The 18,068-nt window shown below is 69.2% G+C and carries 16 protein-coding genes; 12 read left to right on the plus strand and 4 right to left on the minus strand.

The features are described 5' to 3' along the window. Nucleotides 1–215: 215 nt before the first annotated feature. Nucleotides 216–512: an ATP-binding protein gene (locus Q0741_RS10685; protein WP_367184095.1), complete on the minus strand. Its 297-nt coding sequence runs from the start codon at nucleotides 510–512 to the stop codon at nucleotides 216–218. Nucleotides 513–570: 58 nt separating this feature from the next. After that, nucleotides 571–1,296 carry a hypothetical protein gene (locus Q0741_RS10690; protein ID WP_298233183.1) on the minus strand — a complete coding sequence of 242 codons (726 nt, stop codon included), beginning with the start codon at nucleotides 1,294–1,296 and terminating at the stop codon, nucleotides 571–573. Nucleotides 1,297–1,565: 269 nt separating this feature from the next. Between Q0741_RS10690 and Q0741_RS10695 the strand changes: the two genes are divergently transcribed. The 5 genes from Q0741_RS10695 to Q0741_RS10715 all read left to right on the plus strand — a co-directional run bounded on the left by Q0741_RS10695 (nucleotide 1,566) and on the right by Q0741_RS10715 (nucleotide 5,859). Beyond that, nucleotides 1,566–2,414 (plus strand): DUF3014 domain-containing protein, encoded by an 849-nt coding sequence (locus tag Q0741_RS10695; RefSeq protein ID WP_298233184.1) that lies wholly within the window; start codon nucleotides 1,566–1,568, stop codon nucleotides 2,412–2,414. Between the two features lie 6 nt (nucleotides 2,415–2,420). After that, the gene (locus Q0741_RS10700; RefSeq protein ID WP_298233185.1) at nucleotides 2,421–3,614 is read left to right on the plus strand and encodes a cation:proton antiporter; all 1,194 of its coding nucleotides are present in this window, start codon (nucleotides 2,421–2,423) and stop codon (nucleotides 3,612–3,614) included. A gap of 1 nt (nucleotide 3,615) precedes the next feature. Beyond that, nucleotides 3,616–4,740: a YbdK family carboxylate-amine ligase gene (locus tag Q0741_RS10705; protein ID WP_298233186.1), complete on the plus strand. Its 1,125-nt coding sequence runs from the start codon at nucleotides 3,616–3,618 to the stop codon at nucleotides 4,738–4,740. 60 nt (nucleotides 4,741–4,800) lie between these two features. Then, nucleotides 4,801–5,313, plus strand: a complete 513-nt coding sequence (locus Q0741_RS10710; protein WP_298233187.1) for a MarR family winged helix-turn-helix transcriptional regulator — start codon at nucleotides 4,801–4,803, stop codon at nucleotides 5,311–5,313. Nucleotides 5,314–5,424: 111 nt separating this feature from the next. Next, nucleotides 5,425–5,859: a hypothetical protein gene (locus Q0741_RS10715; RefSeq protein ID WP_298233188.1), complete on the plus strand. Its 435-nt coding sequence runs from the start codon at nucleotides 5,425–5,427 to the stop codon at nucleotides 5,857–5,859. Between the two features lie 145 nt (nucleotides 5,860–6,004). Here Q0741_RS10715 and paaN read toward each other — a convergent pair whose 3' ends face one another. After that, nucleotides 6,005–7,660, minus strand: coding sequence for a phenylacetic acid degradation protein PaaN (paaN, locus tag Q0741_RS10720; protein ID WP_298233189.1), 1,656 nt, complete (start codon nucleotides 7,658–7,660; stop codon nucleotides 6,005–6,007). Between the two features lie 253 nt (nucleotides 7,661–7,913). On the opposite strand from paaN, the gene Q0741_RS10725 reads away from it, so the two are divergent. The 3 genes from Q0741_RS10725 to Q0741_RS10735 all read left to right on the plus strand — a co-directional run bounded on the left by Q0741_RS10725 (nucleotide 7,914) and on the right by Q0741_RS10735 (nucleotide 11,898). Then, nucleotides 7,914–9,179 (plus strand): helix-turn-helix domain-containing protein, encoded by a 1,266-nt coding sequence (locus tag Q0741_RS10725; RefSeq protein ID WP_298233190.1) that lies wholly within the window; start codon nucleotides 7,914–7,916, stop codon nucleotides 9,177–9,179. A 131-nt stretch (nucleotides 9,180–9,310) separates the two neighbouring features. Next, nucleotides 9,311–10,819, plus strand: a complete 1,509-nt coding sequence (locus Q0741_RS10730) for an aldehyde dehydrogenase family protein (protein ID WP_298233191.1) — start codon at nucleotides 9,311–9,313, stop codon at nucleotides 10,817–10,819. A gap of 254 nt (nucleotides 10,820–11,073) precedes the next feature. Next, on the plus strand, nucleotides 11,074–11,898 hold the full coding sequence (locus tag Q0741_RS10735) for a TorF family putative porin (protein ID WP_298233192.1): 825 nt from the start codon (nucleotides 11,074–11,076) through the stop codon (nucleotides 11,896–11,898). Nucleotides 11,899–12,109: 211 nt separating this feature from the next. Here the strand turns inward: Q0741_RS10735 and Q0741_RS10740 are convergent, their stop codons facing one another. Next, nucleotides 12,110–13,129 (minus strand): helix-turn-helix domain-containing protein, encoded by a 1,020-nt coding sequence (locus Q0741_RS10740; RefSeq protein ID WP_298233193.1) that lies wholly within the window; start codon nucleotides 13,127–13,129, stop codon nucleotides 12,110–12,112. 291 nt (nucleotides 13,130–13,420) lie between these two features. On the opposite strand from Q0741_RS10740, the gene peaA reads away from it, so the two are divergent. The 4 genes from peaA to peaD are packed head-to-tail and all read left to right on the plus strand — an operon-like array spanning nucleotide 13,421 to nucleotide 17,980. Next, on the plus strand, nucleotides 13,421–15,058 hold the full coding sequence (gene peaA, locus Q0741_RS10745) for a quinohemoprotein amine dehydrogenase subunit alpha (RefSeq protein WP_298233194.1): 1,638 nt from the start codon (nucleotides 13,421–13,423) through the stop codon (nucleotides 15,056–15,058). Nucleotides 15,059–15,084: 26 nt separating this feature from the next. Further along, a complete protein-coding gene (gene peaB, locus Q0741_RS10750) occupies nucleotides 15,085–16,518 on the plus strand; it encodes a quinohemoprotein amine dehydrogenase maturation protein (RefSeq protein WP_298233195.1) in 1,434 nt (477 codons plus the stop codon). Further along, nucleotides 16,515–16,835 (plus strand): quinohemoprotein amine dehydrogenase subunit gamma, encoded by a 321-nt coding sequence (gene qhpC, locus Q0741_RS10755; protein ID WP_298233196.1) that lies wholly within the window; start codon nucleotides 16,515–16,517, stop codon nucleotides 16,833–16,835. The genes peaB and qhpC overlap by 4 nt, the downstream gene beginning before the upstream one ends. 32 nt (nucleotides 16,836–16,867) lie before the next feature. After that, nucleotides 16,868–17,980, plus strand: a complete 1,113-nt coding sequence (gene peaD, locus Q0741_RS10760; protein ID WP_298233197.1) for a quinohemoprotein amine dehydrogenase subunit beta — start codon at nucleotides 16,868–16,870, stop codon at nucleotides 17,978–17,980. The last annotated feature ends 88 nt before the right edge of the window (nucleotides 17,981–18,068 follow it).

Consider the following 18,068-nt stretch of genomic DNA (forward strand, 5'->3'; position numbering starts at 1 on the left):
CATCATCTCAGGCCTCGGCCACCAGCTCATCAACACATAACGCGAACAGCGCCATGAACGTACAGTGGCTGGGGCAACCATGCCAACGCGGCGCGGATGGTGATGCATGTTTCACCTCGCTTCTTCGGACGTGCGAGGCTTGAACGGGTCTTCCGCAGGATGAGGCGACTCCACCGCCGCAAGCCGTCCGCGAAGACGCCAGGGGCTGCTGGCGCTCAGCTGCCATGTGGCTTGACCTGCGCGGCCGGACGCATCGTGATCGCGTTGAAGGGACAGCGCGCCTCGCACCGGCTGCAGCCTGTACAGGGATCGGCCTCCACCAGCACGGCGAACTTCGTCCACCGTTCGGTATAGAAGCTCAGCACGTGCACCGGACAGACCGCAATGCAGCGGCCGCAGCCGGTGCAGCGGGCCGCGTCGATGTCCGGCAGGGGTGCTTTAGGGGGCCGCACGCGGGCCTCGCACGCCGGCGTGGGCGCGGTGGAGGCGGCGGGCTCGTCAGGGGGCGGCATGGCCTGAATCATCGCGTGCTTCGCATCGGTGCTGGCGTGAAAGCATGGCGCCCGCGAGCTACGTTTCTGGCCCGGCATCCACGGAAGCCGAGCTGACCGGGGAGTCCACAGGCTGTGCCCTGCAGGACGGCTGTTCGCGAAGCGCAGCCACGGACTGCTCCGCAACCCGCAGCGGTGCGAAAAGCCTGGCCGACGCCTGCCCGGAGGCGTCGAGCCGCCAGAGCACTGCGGGCAGATCGTTCGTGGGATAGGTGGGGTACGCCGCATAGCGACCACGAATCTCGTCGCGTGCCCGCTCGATTTGCGCGGCATCCGCGTTCTTCGGGAACCGGACCGATACCGTGGCCACGCGGAAATGCTGTCGAGCGCTCAGCGAGGGCACGGGTTCGAAGGCAACGGTCAGCCGGGAACCGCCCGGGCCCTTGAGCATCGCGCGCGGTCGCCAGGAGTAGCCCATGTCCTCGCACACGGCGTGAAGCGAAGAGAGTGCGCGCAGCGCCGGCCCATTGAACCAGCGCTGCGGCCAGTACGCCAGCACGGTGGCCATGTCCCGTGGCTGGCCGCGTAGCGCTCCCGCCATGCGACGCTGGCCGCGTGTGCGCCCGGCGTCACCCGCGGGCGGCTTCACTTCCAGCCAGGGCAGCTCCAGCATCGACTGAAGCTCGGCTCCAACACAAACGGGCCCGATACAGGGCATGGGCATGGCGGCCTCCTCGGTACCGGCCTGCGCGGAAAACGCGAGCAGGCTGCCGAGCAGCAGGGACGGCAATACAACCTTGGTCATGGAAAACAGCTAATTTCAACGTTCGCGCGGCAGGGAGCCTGGCAGCGGTCCTGGGAGGCGCTTTGCCGCATGAGGTAAGCGATGAAGTCGTCCCTCGCCCCGCGTGCCGTGGCATAGGGCAACACGGTTGCAAACTCATCAAGCCAGGAAAAGGGACGGTGGCCTGGGTGCCAGACCATGCCAGCTCGGGAGGGGCTGGGGCCGAAGGATGTACATTTGCACAAACATTAATGCACGCGTCGATTTCTTGAAACCTATGGAGTACAGCCATGAGCCTCACCGGTCGCGCCATGTTCGTGGGTGCCGTCGCCACGGTGGTCGCCGTGGTTGCCTTGCGTTGGCGCAGCCAGGACGAAGTTCCGCCGCCCATGCCCGTGCAGCCTGAAGCCGAGACGGTGGAGGCCGCGCCGCCAGCGGCATCGAGCGCCACCGAAGCGAGCACGGCAGCGTCGCAGCCGGCACCGGAGATGCAGGTCGAGGTGCCCGCGGCCGCGGCACCATTGGCCGGGGAGGAGGACATCGCCTCGGCGCTGGTCAACCTGCTGGGCCGCAAGGCCGTGCTGACCTTCCTGCAGACGGACGACTTCGCGCGGCGCTTCGTCGCGACCATCGACAACCTGGGGCGCACGCATGCGCCTTCCCGCCTGTGGCCGCTCAATCCGACCGGAGGGCGTTTCACGGTGGAGGAGCGCGAAGGGCGCACCTTCATCTCCGCCGACAACGCGCTGCGCTACACGCCCTTGGTGTTGCTGGCGGAGACCGTGAGCGTGGCGCGCGCGGTGGACCTGTACGTGCAGATGTACCCGCTGCTGCAGCGCAGCTACGAGGAGCTGGGCTATCCGACAGGCTACTTCAACACCCGGCTGCTGCAGGTGATCGACCAGCTGCTGGCCACGCCGGACGTCGAAGATCCGATCCCGGTGCAGTTGACCGAGGTGAAGGGGCCCATACCGTCCACGCAGCCGTGGGTGCGCTACGAGTTCGCGGACCCGGCACTGGAGGCGCTGTCGGCCGGCCAGAAGATGCTGCTGCGCACCGGGCCGGTGAACGAGCGCCGGCTCAAGAACAAGCTGCAGGAGATCCGCAACGAACTGCTCAAGCGCGCTGGGGAGCGATAGGTCACGGTGGATACCTTCGAACAATTCTTTGCCGCCACGGAGCTGGGCTGGCCGCTGCTGTTGGCCCTGGCCTGGCTGGTGGGCGAACTGGGGCACCGCTGGACGAAGCTGCCACGCATCAGCCTGTACGCCCTGGTGGGCTTCGCTTGCGCGCAGCTCGGAGGCGCGCTGCTGCCCGCGGCGGGCGACAGCACGGGCATGCTGCTGGCCAACATCTCGTTCGGGCTGATCCTGTTCGAGTTCGGCTACCGCATCAACCTGCGCTGGCTGCGCATCAATCCGTGGCTCGGCGCCAGCGGCGTGTTCGAAGCCGCGGTGACCGGTGCCGCGGTCTACCTGCTGTCACGCGCATGGGGGGCGCCGATCCTCACGTCGCTGCTGCTGGCGTCGCTGTCGATGTCCACCTCGCCGGCCGCGATCATGCGCGTGGTCAACGAGCAGCGCAGCGCGGGGCAGGTGACGGAGCGGGTGCTGCACCTGACGGCGCTCAACTGCGTGCTCTCGGTGTTCGTGTTCAAGGTCGTCGTCGGCTTCTGGGCCTTCGACAGCTCGGGCAACGCGTGGCAGGCGGTGTCCAGCAGCGTGCTGGTGCTGGTCGGATCGGCGGCGCTCGGCATCGCGTTCGGCACCGGCATGCCCGCGCTGCTGCGGAGTTTGGGGCCCCTGGGCCGCGACGCGACGGTGGCCTTCGCGGTGGCCGTGATCCTGCTGGTGGGCATCGCGCAGGCGTTCAAGCTCTCGCCGCTGCTGGCGGCACTGGCCTTCGGCCTCGCGGCGCGACATCGCCGGGTGGCGCTCACGCAGACGCAGCGCAACTTCGGCGCGCTGGGCGAGCTGCTCGCGGTGGCGCTGTTCACCTACACCGCCATGGCCGTGGAGTGGCCGCGGGTCATGGCCGGGCTGGGGCTGGCGCTGGCGCTGGTCGCGGTACGCCTGGCGGCCAAGGTCCTGTGCGTCACGGCGCTCGCGCGGGCCAGCGGCATCTCGTGGCGCAAGGGCGCCTTGACGGGCCTGGCGCTGACGCCCATCTCCGTGTTCGTGATCCTGCTGCTGGACCAGACCCGTTACCTGGGCATCGACCTGCTCGACCAGCTGGCGCCCCTGGCGGCCGCAACCCTGTTGCTGGAGCTGGCGGGCCCGGTCGTGACGCAATACGCGCTGCGCCGCGCCGGCGAATGCCGTGAATCCGAGGAGGCCTGAGATGCCGCTGGAAGCCTTCAAGACCTCGAAGCCGCTGACGCTGGGCGTCGAGCTGGAGCTGCAACTGGTGTCGCTGAGCGACTTCGATCTCGTGGAAGCCAGTCCCGACATGCTGGAGCTGCTCGGCCGCGGCAAGTTCCCAGGCACCGTGGTGCCCGAGATCACGGAAAGCATGATCGAGATCTCGACCGACGTGCACTCGCGCCATGCCGGCCTGCTGTCGCAGCTGCACGCGATCCGCGACGCGCTGGTGCACGCGGGCGACATGCTCAACGTGGGCGTGTGCGGCGGCGGCACGCACCCGTTCCAGCAGTGGTCCGAGCGCAGGATCTTCTCCAAGCCGCGCTTCAAGGAGGTGTCCGCGCTGTACGGCTATCTCGCCAAGCAGTTCACCATCTTCGGCCAGCACGTGCACGTGGGCTGCGAATCGGGCGACGACGCGATGTTCCTGCTGCACTCGCTGAGCCGCTACATCCCGCATTTCATCGCGCTGTCGGCCTCGTCGCCCTTCGTGCAGGGCAGCGACACGCTCTTCAACTCGGCGCGCCTGAACTCGGTGTTCGCCTTTCCGCTCAGCGGCCGCGCGCCCTTCGTGCTGCGCTGGAGCGACTTCGAGGGCGACTACTTCGCGCACATGGAGCGCACCGGCATCGTGCGCAGCATGAAGGATTTCTATTGGGACATCCGGCCCAAGCCCGAGTTCGGAACGATCGAGCTGCGCGTGTGCGACACGCCCCTGACGGTGGAGCGGGCCGCGGCGCTGGCGTGCTACCTGCAGACGCTTTGCCTGAGCCTGTTGCAGCGCAAGGAGCCGCCGCCGGCCGAGAGCGACTATCTGGTCTACAACTACAACCGTTTCCAGGCCTGCCGCTTCGGCCTCGACGGGACCGTCGTGGACCCCAAGACCTATGAGTCGCGCACGGTGCGCGAGGACATTCTGGCCACGCTGTCCGGCCTCGCGCCGCACGCCGAGACCCTGGAGTCGGGCGCCGCGCTGCAGCACATCCGCGACGTGGCCCAGGCCGGCGGCGACGCGTCGTACCTGCGCCGCCAGCACCGCGAGCGCGGCAGTGCCGAAGGGATGGTGGAAGCGGCGATCGAGCAGTTTCGAAGCGGCACGTCGTGAAACTGCCACGGCCGGGCGCCGCGGTGACGGATCATCCCCGGGCTTGAATATCATCCGGCGATGTCCATTGCGTGCAAGAAGCCGGTGGGAAAGCCGCCGCAGTCGTCCGATAAAAATGAGCTGGCTGCGGAGGTGCTCAGGCAGTTCAGGCAGGTCTTCAACGCGGTGAAGACCCATTTCCAGCACGTCGAAAAGAAGGTCGGCCTGGGCGGCGCCCAGGTGTGGGCGCTCAGCGTGATCCGCGACACGGCGGGCATCCGGGTCAGCGAGCTGGCTCAAGCCATGGACATCCACCAGTCCACGGCCAGCAACCTCGTCAAGGGCCTCATCGAGAAAGGCTTGATCTCGGCGGAACGGGATGGCCCTGACAAGCGGGTCGTGCGGCTCAAGCTCCAGACGGCCGGCGCCAAGGCGCTGCGTGCGGCGCCCGGTCCCTTCGAAGGCGTGTTGCCCAGTGCGCTGCAGTCCCTGGACGTCTCGACGCTCGAGCGCCTGAATGCGGACCTGGGCGGCCTGGTCACGGTGCTCAATGCCGATGAACACGGCGCCAAGGTGCCCCTGGCCGAGATGTGAGCCCGCAGGCATTGCTTCAGCCGCCCGTCAGCCGAAGCACCGGGACCTGCGCGGCCACATGCGCTCGCAGCGTGCCGCAACCAGTTCAGTTCCAGATTGGAGTCAGCGCCCATGGGTGTCATGAAATCCTGGCCTTCCGTCACCGCGGTTTCCGTGGCCTGCGGTCTGTATGCAGCGCCCACGTGGCCGTTGGCCGCCCAAGAGAGGCCGCCCGGTGCTCGTCCGGTGCAGATCGTCTATTGCAGCGACGTGCGCTGCAGCACCGGGGAAGAAGGTGTGGCCGACGCACCATCCATCCAGCTCGAATCCCGCTATACGGAGCATGCCGGCGCCATTCTTCGCGTGGTGGTGGTGTCGGAGCATGACAAGAGCTCGGCGCTGATCGACATGACCGTGGACGTGAAGCCGGATGGCGCATTCGATGTGCTGATCCCCATTCGCGAGCTTCCCCCCGGCGTGTACGACATCAGCGTGATGGCGGAGGCCAGGTTCGTTGCCGAAGGAAGATTCAAGCTCGCGCAGACAACTCCTGTACGTCGGCGGTAGGCCAGGAGGCTGAGGCAAGACGGGCAGGCTCCCGGCCTCCTGGAACGCGGTCCATCCGAGGCAAATTCCCGACGTTTCCGTCCAAGACGCCGCTGCCCGCGGTTCCTGCGGTGGGCTACTCCATCCTTGGCTTGCCCGACCCCGATCAAACGTGGCGCCGGCGCTGCACGACGACGAAGCGGTCGGCGACGAAGGCCAGCGTGGTGTAGCTGGCGTTGGCCGCCGGGTTGCCGCCGCTGCCGTGGTAGTCGGAGAACGCCGCCGCCTGGTTGACGTAGACACCCTGCGTCAGGTTCACCGACAGCGCCACCCGCGCGCGCCGCCCCACGCCTTCCATGCGCTCGATGAAGCCTTCATCCGTCGAGTACACGCCCAGCGTGAGCGCGCCGTGCTCGCGGATCACGGACTCGGCCAGGTCCGCCGCGGCGGCCGCCGAGTCGGTGGCCACCACGTAGGACACCGGGCCGAAGCACTCCTGGCGATAGACCGCCGCATCGGCCTGGTCCAGCGCCACGATCAGCGGCGTGCGCGCCTGCGCCTCCGGGAAGTCGGGATGCGGCAGCGCGCGCGAGGCCAGCAGCACGCGGCCCGAAGCCTGGGCCGCATCCACCCGCTGCCACACGTCCGCGGAGACGATGGCGCCCAGCACCGAGGAGGCGATCTTGGGATTGGACGCCAGCTTGTCCACGGCCGCGGCCAGGTCCTGGCCGAACTGCTCGCAGCTCTTGTGCCCCTGGTCGGTGGCGATGCCCGCGCGCGGCACCAGCAGGTTCTGCGTGGTGGTGCACATCTGGCCGCTGTAGAGGCACAGCGAGAAGGCCAGGTTCTGCAGCATCGCGGCGTACTGGCCGGTGGACTCCACCACCACCGTGTTCACGCCGGCCATCTCGGCATACAGCCGCGCCTGGCGCGCATGCGCCTGCAGCCAGCGGCCGAAGGCGTTGCCGCCGGTGAAGTCGATGGAGGCCACCGCCGGGTGCGTGGCCAGCGCCTGCGTCGCCTCGGCGCGCTCGCTCACGGCCAGCGTCACCACGTTGGGGTCCAGCCCCTGTTCGGCCAGCACCTCGCGCAGCACGCTCACCGTCAGCGCCGCCGGCAGCACCGAGTGCGGATGGGGCTTCACGATGGCCGGGTTGCCGGTGGCCAGCGCCGCGAACAGGCCCGGGTAGGTGTTCCAGGTCGGGAAGGTGGCGCAGCCGATCACCAGCGCCACGCCGCGGCCCACGATCTCGAACTGCTTGCGCATCACCAGCGCCGGGTTCTTGCCCTGCGGCTTGTCCCACAGCGCCTCGGACGGCACGTCGTCCATCGCCTTCCAGGCATAGGCGATGGCCTCCAGCGCGCGGTCCTGCGCATGCGGCCCGGCCGCCTGGAAGGCCATCAGCGCGCCCTGGCCCGTGGTCAGCATGGCCGCGCGCGCGAACTCGTGGCTGCGGCGGTGGATGCGCATCAGCGCCTCCAGCAGGATGCCCACGCGCCCTTGCGCGCCCACGGCCTGCCATCCCGGCTCCGCGGCCAGCGCGGCGTCGATGAGCGCCTGCGGCGCGCACTCGGGATAGCGAATGCCCAGCTGCACGCCGTAGGGCGAGCGCTCGGTGGCGACGCGGCCCGTCTCGCCGGGCTGCGTCAGCGGATAGTCGCGCCCGAACAGCGCGGCCACCGCCGCCTCGCCCTCGGCCTGCGCTGTTTCGCCGTAGACCTTGGGCGAGGGCATCTCGGGGAAGGGCGTCCAGTGGCCGCGCGTGCGAGTGGCTTGCACGGCGGCGTCGAGCAGCGGGCGGTGCGTGTCGAACAGGTTCATGCGGGGACCTCTGAAAACGGTGCGCGCGCATCGGATCGGGATGCGCGAAGGGGCTCGGGGTTTTCCTGAGCGGGCCGTTGACTGGCGTCAATGAAGCGGTGGACCTTAATGTCAACCGACCGGTCGGTCAATAATCGTTTGCGGCAAGCCTGCATCGAGACCGAGCCGGCGCTGGTGGCCATGCACGCCCTGTCCGAGGCGAAGCACCCACGCTTGCGCGGCCCGGGCCGCCCGTGCCATGGTGCCGCCCGCCATGCCCATGCCTTCGAACGACCCCCGGGACACGCCCGCGCCGCCGGCGCCCTGGCTGCCGCAACTGCCTTTCATTGCCACGCCGCAAGCGCGCATCGCGCGGGCGCGCGAACGCTTCTTCGGCGAGGGCGTGCGGCCTACGGGCCTGGTGAGCGAGGCGGTGCTGCAGTCATGGATGCGCTGCGCCGCGCGCGGGCACAGCCATGCCGACGCGCCCGAGATCGCGCGCGTCTCCGCGTTGCGGCTGGACTCGGCCCTGCGCCGCACGCGGGCGCTGCGCGAGGCCGCCCGCGTGGAGCTGGAGCGGCTGGCCGCCACGCTGGGGCCCACTGCCGCCAGCCTGCTGCTGGCCGATGCGCAGGGCATCGTGGTGCAGGCGAGTGCGCCCTTCGCCGGTCCGCGCGAGGCGCTGGGCCGCCGCGTGGCCTGCCCGGGAATGGACGTGTCGGAGGCCGCGCTGGGCACCAACGCGCCGGCGCTGGCGTTGCGCACCGGGCACCTCTGCCGCATCGACGGCGGCGAGCATTTTTTCGATCAGGTGGCCGTGATGCGCTGCGCCGCGGCGCCCATCCGCGACCTGCACGGCCGGCTGGCGGGCGTGCTCAACCTGGCGCTGGAGCAGCGCGACCTCGGCTTCGACCCCGCCCTGCTGGTGACCCTGCACGCGGCCGGCATCGAGCGCCGGCTGGCGCTGGCGCAGTCGGCCTTGCACACGGTGCTGGAAATGCACGTGCTGCCCGAAACCCTGGGAACGCCCTCCGCGGGCCTGGTCGGGCTGGACGACGACGGCGGCGTGGCCTGGGCCAACACGGCGGCGCGGCGCCTGGTCTCGGCGCTGGACGGTGCCGGTGCGCAGCCGGCCGAGGCGGTGCTGGGGCTGAAGCCGGGCGAACTGCGGCGCCTGGGCGAGCGCGACGTTCCCTTCCCGCTGCCAGTGCCGCATGGGCTGTGCCTGTGGGCGCGGGTGCGGCTGCCGGCCGGGCAGCGTCGCCTGGTGCCGGTGGCCACCTTGGCCGAAACCACCGGCGGCGGCGCTGCGGACGCGACAGCCGGGCCGGCCGTGGAGCCCGCGAGCGCACCGGCCCCGGTGCCGCAGGCCGAAGCGCCCTCGCTGGCAGCACAGGAGCGGGCGCTGATCCGCCGCACGCTGCAGGAGTGCCGGGGCAACGTCAGCGCCGCCGCGCGCCGGCTGGGCATCTCGCGCGGACGCATCTATAGGCAGCTGGCCGAAAGCGAGGCCGGCGCTCCCGTGGCGCCGGCCGGTTGAGCGCGGGGGCGGTCCGCCCCTGGTCGCCCGGTTGTTCCGCCACGGAACAACTTTTTCTCCGGGTTCGCACCGATCTGCCGGCGCGGCGGCCGCTTGCCTACCGTGGCGGCCTTCGCAACCCGAGGTGCCCCATGAGCCTGACCATCGACCGTTCCCTGATCTCCGACCGCGCCGCGGCCTTCCTGGACCAGCCGGCCTTCGATCTCTTCATCGACGGCCAATGGCAGGGCGCACGCGACGGGCAGCGCTTCGCCACCGTCGATCCCGCAACCGAAAGCGTCATCACCCACGTGGCCGCCGCCGGCGAGGCCGACGTGGACCGCGCGGTGCGCGCCGCGCGCCGCGCGCTGGACGAGGGCCCCTGGGGCCGGATGCGCCCGGCCGAGCGCCAGCGCCTGATGCTCAGGCTCGCCGACCTGGTGGAAGAGCACGCCCAGGCGCTGGCCGAGGTCGAGTCCATCGACAGCGGCAAGTCCGCCGCCATGGCGCGCGCGGTGGACATGGCGCTGGTGGTGGACACGCTGCGCTACTACGCCGGCTGGGCCACCAAGATCGAAGGCAGCACCCAGGAAGCCTCCGTGCCCTACGCGCCGGGCATGGAACTCGTCACCTACACCCGGCGCGAGCCCGTGGGCGTGATCGCGGCCATCGTGCCGTGGAACTTCCCGCTGCTGGTGGCGGCCTGGAAACTGGGCCCGGCGCTGGCCGCGGGCTGTACCGTGGTGCTCAAGCCCGCGGAGCAGACACCGCTGACCGCGCTGTACCTGGCGCGCCTGGTCCAGGAAGCGGGTTTCCCGGCCGGCGTGCTGAACGTGCTCACCGGCGACGGCGCGAATGCCGGTGCGCCGCTGGTGCGCCATCCGCTGGTCAACAAGGTCAGCTTCACCGGCTCCACCGAGGTGGGCAAGCTCATCGGCCACGCCTCGGTGGACAACATGACCCGCTGCACGCTGGAGCTGGGCGGCAAGTCGCCGGTGATCGTGCTGGACGACTGCGACCCCGCGCGCGCCGCCACCGGCGCGGCCAACGCCATCTTCTTCAACCAGGGCCAGGTGTGCTGCGCGGGCTCGCGCCTGTACGTGCACAGGAAGCATTTCGACCGCGTGGTGGCCGACGTGGCGGCCATCGCCGAGGCCATGCCGCTGGGCCCGGGGCTGGACCCGGCCGCGCAGGTGAACCCGCTGGTGTCGCGCGAGCAGATGCAGCGCGTGTGCAACTACATCGACATCGGCCGCCAGCAGGGCGCCGAGGTGGTGACGGGCGGCGGCCGCGCGCTGGACCGGGGCTTCTACGTCAAGCCCACGGTGCTGGCCAACGTGGGTCCCGACGCGCGCGTGGTGCGCGAGGAGATCTTCGGCCCGGTGCTGGTGGCCATGCCCTACGACGACGTGGACCAGGTGGCCGCCTGGGCCAACGACACGCCCTTCGGGCTGGGCGCCAGCATCTGGTCCAACGATCTGGGCCGCGTGCACCGGCTCATTCCCCGGCTGCAGGCCGGCACGGTGTGGGTGAACTGCCACGCGCTGCTGGATCCCGCCATGCCCTTCGGCGGCCTGAAGCAGTCCGGCATCGGCCGCGACCTGGGCCGCGCGGCGCTGGACGCCTACCTGGAAACCAAGTCGGCGTTCATCGCGGTCTGAGCACGGGCGGGCGCGTGCAAGGAACGCGGCGCCGGTGCCCGGTGCCCGGTGCCCGCGCGGTCTTGCCGATTCTTGACAGCCCGCCACCATAGCCATGCCGTTTCTTGACAAGGTTTCCAGGCCCGGCTGCCTATATTTTCCCCGGCACTCCATTTTCAAATGAGCCGCCATCCGGCTGCGGATGGCGTGTCCCGGGGTGCCTCCAGAGTGCCGCTGCGGAAAACCAAGGGCACTGAAAACCACGGGAAAATCACATGACAAACTCGATTCGTTTCAAGGCCGTGGGCCTGGCCTGCGGCGCACTGCTGGCTTGCACCACCAGCCAGGCCCAGGAAAATGCCGCACCGGCGCAGACCCTCGCCTGGACCTTGGCGGGCAACGCGACCCTGGTTTCCCAATACCTGTTCCGCGGCATCACGCTCACGCAGGGAAAACCGGCCATCCAGGCCGCGATGGAAGCGGCGCATGACAGCGGTTTCTATGCGGGCATCTGGGGGTCCGGGGTTTCGCATGCGGCCTACAACAATGGCTCCGGCACGGAAATTGACCTTTATGGCGGTTGGCGCAAGGACCTGGGCGACGGCTATGGCCTGGACGTGGGTGTCTACAGCTACTGGTATCCGGGCGCCTATTACGAGTTCAATGGCCGGCGCATCAAGTACGACTCCGGCGAGGCCAGGATTTCCTTGAGCAAGGGTGACCTCAACGTCGCGGCCTGGGCGGCGGTGAGCAAGCATTTCGCCGGGTTGGCGATCGATCCGGCCACGGGCGAAGAAAAATCCACGCGCGGCACCAGCTACTTGGAAATCAACTGGAATCCGGAAATCGCCCCGGGCTGGGTGTTGAACCTGCATGCCGGGCGCCAGAACGTGCGCCACCTGGGCGACTACAGTTTCACCGATGTTCGGGCCGGGGTGACCTATTCACTCGACTCCTGGCAATTTGCCGTGGCGGTCAGCCACAACGATGCCAAGGCCGAAAAGAACGGCGCCCCGCTGTGGACATTTTTCGATGCCGACGGGCGCGGAAAACACGTGGCGGGGACGCGGTGGGTGGCGAGCGTGAACAAGTCGTTTTGATTGGTATCGCGTTGGCAAGGGCGCTTCGCACCCCACCTCGTTATTGCCACGGAGGCGAATGCTGTCCAGGGAAAATGGCTGGGCGTTGGCCGGAAGCTGATTTGTCTCGATAACTACTTCGTCATTCCCGCGAAGGCGGGAATGACGGATCGAGGAGGGTGGCGCTTCAGCTTTCGGCCGACGCATCAAACCACCTTTCCAAAAACTGAAATCATGCATCCGCCAGCCACCGCACGTCCCGCAGCTGAGGCGACTTGCGCGCGGTTTCCGACGGCAGTTCGCCGAACAGCTCCTTGTAGTAGCAGGAGAACATGCCCAGATGCCAGAAGCCCCAGTGGTGCGCGGCGGCCGACACCGACTCCGCGCCCTGCAACAGCGCCCGGCGCACCGCGTGCAGCCGCACGTGGCGGATGAAGGTGACGGGGTTGACGTCCAGCACCTGCATGAAGGCGTAGTGCACGCCGCGCCGGCTCATGTTCAGGTAGGTACATAGCTCGGTGACCGTGGGCGGATTGTCCCGGTTCGCCAATATGTAGTCGCGCGCCCTTTCCACGATGGCGCGGTGCACGCGCAGCGCGTCGCGCTCCACGCGCGGAATATCCGAGGCGCTGCTCAGCATGTCCAGGCAGGCTTCGACGATGGCTTCCGTCATGCGCCGGGTGGCGGCCTCGTAATTCAGCGCCTCCGGGCTGTCCAGCGCGCTCACCATGATTTGGTGCAACGCCGCCCGGAACCGCCCGGCCGCCGCCGCATCCACCTTTTTCACGCGCTGGCCTTCGAACAGCGCGTCGGCATCCATCCCCAATATCTGCCGGGCACCGCGCTGCAATTCGGCACGGTCAATGAAGGCCACCAGAATGTCGGACTGCGCGGGAGTGCGCAGGCGCGCGGCCTCGCCACAGGGCAGCAGAAACAGTGTCTCGGATTCCAGCGGCCGGCTCTGCCAGGTGCCGCCGGCATGGGCCGCCATGCCCAGGGAATAACAATCGGTCAGCGGCTGGCATTTCTGGTCCACCGCCTGGTTCATAGTTTCGCGCAGCAATTGCGCCGGACCCAGCGACAAATCCACGGTGCGGCCCAAAAACTTACCGTTGGAGAGCTGGGTATATTCCTGTGACCATTTGCTCAGGCTGGAAGCCTGGACGATGGGGTCTTCTGCCTCGGTGGAGCTGATCATCGGCCCGATGGCGGGGCCGGGGCGACGCCACGATGGTGATGCGGTGCTGAGCATGGAAGTACTTCAGGGGTGGATGGCCGCTGGTACGCAAGGCGCATGCCACGAGAACAGCCTCCGCCCATGATAGGCACCGGTTTTCCCGGCGCAACGGGGGATTTCCTCAGGGCGGGTTCAATCAGCTTTGCCGTTTCTTGATAAAGCCAGCGCCGGAGATTGCCGTTTCGCGATAACGCCGCGTGCCACGGATTCGTAAAGTGTTTGCACGGACGCGGTGCATGCCCCATATCGGCGCACCCGGACGCCCCGTCATCGAAAAATCGATTCAAGCAACGCAGCAGGCCTCTTATGCAAAGAGTTGGATTTCAATTTCTCAAGCGCCATGCGCTCGCATGCGCGGCCGTCGCGCTGGTGGGGGTTTCCACGGCCTTGCCGAGTTATTCGGCCGAGCCGGTGCTCTCCGGCAAGGAGCTGATCAACAACAAATGCGCCTCCTGCCATGCGGCCCAGGGTGACGGGCGCTGGTTTCGAATCAGCGACGGCCGACGCACGCCCGAAGGGTGGGACATGACAGTGGCGCGCATGGGTTATGCCCATGGCGTGAAGCTGACGACTGAAGAGCGGCAGCAGGTCGTCAAATACCTCGCCGACAACTTCGGGCTGGCACCGTCCGAAACCGCGGAGCACCGCTACATCCTGGAGCGGCGGCCCAATTTCATCGAGAAGCCCGGCCATGCGCTGGTGGACAACACCTGCGCGCGCTGCCATTCCGCCGCGCGCATCGCGGTGCAGCGCCGCACCGAGGACGACTGGCGCCGCCTGGTGAATTTCCACGTCGGCCAGTTTCCCTCCATCGAATACTCGGCCGGCGGGCGCGACCGCAACTGGTTCGACATCGCGTCCAAGGACGTGGCGCAGTTGCTGGGCCGGCTCAACGGCTACGAGAGCAGCGCCTGGAGCGAATGGAAATCCGCCCCGGCCGCCGACCCCAGCGGGCGCTGGCGCCTGGCCGGCTACCGGCCGGGCTGGGGCGCCTACGAGGGCGAGGCCGAGATCCGCCGCAGCGCCGAGGGCGAGGACCGCTACGAGCTCCGCACCACGCTGCGCTATGCCGACGGCCGCAGCGAGACGGCACAGGGCCGCAGCATCGTCTACGGCAAGCACGAGTGGCGTGCCTCGCTCAAGTTGGCCGACGGCACGCCCGTCCAGCAGGTGCTGAGCATCGCGCCCGGCGGCCGGCGCATGAGCGGGCGCTGGTTCCTCGCCGAGCAGGACGTGCTGGGCGGCGACCTGGTGGCCGTGCGCGCCGACGCCCAGGCGCCGGCCGCCGTGCTCTCGGTGTCACCCGCCGCGCTGCGCGCCGGCAGCACGCAGCAGCTCGCCATCCACGGCGCCAACCTGGCTGGCGACATCGTGCTGGGGCCGGACCTGCGGGTGGTGAAGGTCGTTTCCCGCGACGCCGACAAGGTGGTGCTGGAAGTGGCGGCCCGCGCCGGCGCCCGCGACGGCCGGCGCAGCGTGCGCGTGGGCGAGGCCCAGCTGGCCGACGGCCTGTCCGTGTACCGCAAGCTGGACTACCTCAAGGTGGAGCCCGAGCACCCCATGACGCGCCTGGGCGGCAATGGCGGCTCGCGCGCCCCGATGCCGGCGCAGCTGGAGGCCGTGGGCTACGCCGTCGGGCCCGACGGCAAGCGCGGCACCCGGGACGACGTGCGCATCGGCGCGCTGCCGGCGCAGTGGTCGCTGGAGAACCTCACGCCCGCGGCGGCCGAGATGGGCGACACCGACTTCGCCGTCGGCCGCATGGAGCCCAACGGCCTGTTCTGGCCGGCCAGCGCCGGCCCCAACCCCAAGCGCAAGTTCGGCACCAACAACGCCGGCGAGCTCAAGGCCACGGCCCGGGTCACGGACGGCGCGCGCGTGCTCAGCGGCTCGGTGCCGCTGTTCGTCACCGTGCAGCGCTGGAACGACCCGCCCATCCGCTGATGCCCGCCGCCGCAAGGAGATCCCTCATGGCCCCTCTTCATGTCGATGCCCGCAGCTTCCACGACCTGCGGTTGCCCGACCGCCGCGTGCTGCTGCACATCCCCAGCACCGGCCTTTTCGACCTGGACCCCGTCACCGCCGAGGTGCTGGACTTCGTGCGCCCGCTGTCCACCGTGCAGGCCGACGAGGTGCGGCGCCGCTTCGACGGCCATGCGCCGGCCGATTCGGTGAGCGACGCGCTCGAAGACCTGCGCGCCCTGGGCGTGCTGCGCCCGGACCCCGCCGTGCCCGACCACGGTCCGGGCGTGAAGGTGACGGAATTCCCGCTCAGCACGCTGGTGCTCAACGTCAACACCGGCTGCAACCTCAGCTGCACCTATTGCTACAAGGAAGACTTGGCCACGCCCAGCAAGGGGCAGAAGCTCGCGCTGGAAACCGCCGAGCAGGCCATCGAGCTGCTGCTGCGCGAGGGTGCGAAGCGCGAGCGCGTGAGCATCGTGTTCTTCGGCGGCGAGCCGCTGAGCAACATGCCGCTCATCCGCGCCGCCACCGCCTATGCCGAGCGGCGCTGCGCGGAGGAGGGCAAGGCGCTGGACCTGTCGCTCACCACCAACGCCACGCTGCTCACCGAGGCGCTGATCGACTGGTTCGATGCGCACCGTTTCGGCATCTCCATCAGCCTGGACGGCCCGCAGGCCGTGCACGACCGCCGCCGCAAGACCATCGGCGGGCAGGGCACCTATGAAGTGGTCGCGGCCAAGACGCGGCTGCTGCTGTCGCGCTACCGCAGCAAGCCCGTGGGCGCGCGCGTCACGCTCACGGCGGGCTACACCGACGTGGAGGCGATCCACTGCCACCTGAAGGACGAGCTGGGCTTTGCGGAAGTGGGCTTCGCGCCCGTGACCAGCAACCCCGTGGACACCTTCAACCTCGAAGGCGCGGAGCTGCGCGCGCTGTTCGAGTCCATGAAGCGCCTGGGCCGCGCCTACCGCGACGCGGCGCTGCGCGGCGAGAACAACGGCTTCTCCAACATGCACCAGCTCATGAGCGACCTCTACGAGGGCCGGCGCAAGGCGCTGCCCTGCGGCGCCGGCCTGGGGCTGCTGGCGGTGGACCACCAGGGCGAGCTGAACCTGTGCCACCGCTTCACCGGCTCGGAGCTGCCCACCTTCGGCAACGTGCGCGAGGGCATCGCCAGGGAGCGGCTGGGCAGCTTCCTGGAGGACGCGCTGGACCGCTCCAACCGCGGCTGCTCGACTTGTCGCATCCGCAACCTGTGCGCGGGCGGCTGCTACCACGAGTCCTACGCGCACTTCAGCGACCCGCACTCGCCCGTCTACCACTACTGCGAGCTGCTGCGCGAGTGGGTGGACTTCGGCATCGAGATCTACCTGGAACTGCTGGACAAGAACCCGGCCTTCCTGCACCGCCACGTCAGCCACAGGAGCCCCGAGCTGTGAACCGCCTCAAGCCCTTGAACAAGAAAGCCCACCAGATCGACCAGGCGCCCGACGACGACGGCGTGGAGAAGGTGGTGGCGATGTCCGCCTCGGTGGTGGGCTGCACCACGACCTTCGACCCCGGCTGGGAGCTGGACGCCTTCGGCGGCGTGGCCGGCCTGTGCCAGCCGATGGAGGCCGACCTCTACGGCTGCTCCGACCCCTGCTGGTGGCCGGCGCAGGTGCCCGACAGCATGAACAGCCACCGCAGCTGGAGCGAGGGCGTGGACAGCGCCACGCTGGACTGGACCAAGCTGCAGTCGGTGTTCCCCAAGTGAGCGCGCGCCGAACCAGCCCCGAGGAACACGCCATGAAGATTCCCCGCTCAACCTTTCCGCGCCGCGCGCTGCAGGCCGGCGTGGCCGCGCTGCTCGCGAGCCTGGCCGCGGCGGCCGCGGCCAAGGACTACATCGTCACCGCCTGCCGCCCCGGCACGCTGGTGGTCATCGACGCGCAGGAGCGCAAGGTGGTGCACGCGCACCCGCTGCCCAACGGCTCGAAGGGCCACGGCCCCGGCGCCATCGTCATCTCGCCCGACGGCAAGGTGGCCTACGTGCTGCACAACCACTGGGAGACGGTGTCGGGCATCGACATCGACTCGGGCCAGGAGGTCTTCCGCGCCGAGCTCTCGGCCGGCAGCGTGAGGGGCAAGTCCTTCAACGGCATGGACCTGAGCCCGGACGGCAAGGAGCTGGCCGTGTACGTCGTGCGCAATGAGCTGCTGCCCGGCGAGTACCAGCCGCGGGACCCGCACATCGCCGTGTTCGACACCGCCGCCGGCGTGAAGGCCGAGCCCGTGCGCACGCTGCCCGCGCCGCGGCGCGTGGGCAACCTGCTGTGGGCGCCCAGCGGCAAGACGCTCTACGCCTTCGGCTGGGAGATGCTCAAGCTCGACCCGCAGACCGGCGCGGTGCAGGGCATGCATCCCTTCCGCAGCTGGAAGCGCACGGGCTTCGGCCAGGCCGACACGCTCAACTTCTGGCCGCAGCACGAGCAGAGCGGGGTGTTCGTGTCGCCCTACTTCGTGCCGCGCACGGACAGGAAGCCCGACAGCCCCGAGGCCATGAAAGCCGGCCTGTGGACGCTGGACCTGAAGACCGACAAGGTGGCGTTCAAGGAGTTCGAGAACGCCTCGGTGGTGCTGTTCTCCTCGGTGGTGAACCCGATGAAGCAGCACGAGGTCTTCACCGTGTTCAACCAGCTCACGCGCACCGACATGCGCAGCGGCAAGAGCGAGCGGGTGGACCTGGACCACTCCTTCTACAGCGTCAACATGTCCTCCGACGGGCGCGAGGTGTACATCGGCGGCGCGCAGGGCGAGGTGGCGTTCTACGACGCGCAGAGCCTGAAGAAGCTGGGCGCGGTGCAGATGCCCGGCGGCGCGGACCAGTCCGCCAGCTCGCTGCGCGTGGTGCGCCGCTGAGGACGCCATGGCCGCGCCGCAGCTGATGTCCGTCCCGGCCTGGGCCCCGGGCCAGCGCGGCGCGCCGGCCGGCGCGGACCCCGCGGGC

Origin of the sequence: uncultured Azohydromonas sp. (genome assembly GCF_937926365.1) — a bacterium.
In the GTDB taxonomy this organism is placed as follows: Bacteria; Pseudomonadota; Gammaproteobacteria; order Burkholderiales; family Burkholderiaceae_C; genus Azohydromonas.

Coding starts and splice junctions, on each gene's coding strand:
- Q0741_RS10730 (WP_298233191.1), top strand. CDS start 9,311: ATGAGCCTGACCATCGACCGTTCCCTGATCTCCGACCGCGCCGCGGCC.
- Q0741_RS10705 (WP_298233186.1), top strand. CDS start 3,616: ATGCCGCTGGAAGCCTTCAAGACCTCGAAGCCGCTGACGCTGGGCGTC.
- peaA (WP_298233194.1), top strand. CDS start 13,421: ATGCAAAGAGTTGGATTTCAATTTCTCAAGCGCCATGCGCTCGCATGC.
- Q0741_RS10715 (WP_298233188.1), top strand. CDS start 5,425: ATGGGTGTCATGAAATCCTGGCCTTCCGTCACCGCGGTTTCCGTGGCC.
- Q0741_RS10735 (WP_298233192.1), top strand. CDS start 11,074: ATGACAAACTCGATTCGTTTCAAGGCCGTGGGCCTGGCCTGCGGCGCA.
- Q0741_RS10695 (WP_298233184.1), top strand. CDS start 1,566: ATGAGCCTCACCGGTCGCGCCATGTTCGTGGGTGCCGTCGCCACGGTG.
- peaD (WP_298233197.1), top strand. CDS start 16,868: ATGAAGATTCCCCGCTCAACCTTTCCGCGCCGCGCGCTGCAGGCCGGC.
- Q0741_RS10690 (WP_298233183.1), bottom strand. CDS start 1,296: ATGACCAAGGTTGTATTGCCGTCCCTGCTGCTCGGCAGCCTGCTCGCG.
- Q0741_RS10740 (WP_298233193.1), bottom strand. CDS start 13,129: ATGCTCAGCACCGCATCACCATCGTGGCGTCGCCCCGGCCCCGCCATC.
- Q0741_RS10710 (WP_298233187.1), top strand. CDS start 4,801: ATGTCCATTGCGTGCAAGAAGCCGGTGGGAAAGCCGCCGCAGTCGTCC.
- Q0741_RS10685 (WP_367184095.1), bottom strand. CDS start 512: ATGCCGCCCCCTGACGAGCCCGCCGCCTCCACCGCGCCCACGCCGGCG.
- paaN (WP_298233189.1), bottom strand. CDS start 7,660: ATGAACCTGTTCGACACGCACCGCCCGCTGCTCGACGCCGCCGTGCAA.
- Q0741_RS10725 (WP_298233190.1), top strand. CDS start 7,914: ATGCCCATGCCTTCGAACGACCCCCGGGACACGCCCGCGCCGCCGGCG.
- peaB (WP_298233195.1), top strand. CDS start 15,085: ATGGCCCCTCTTCATGTCGATGCCCGCAGCTTCCACGACCTGCGGTTG.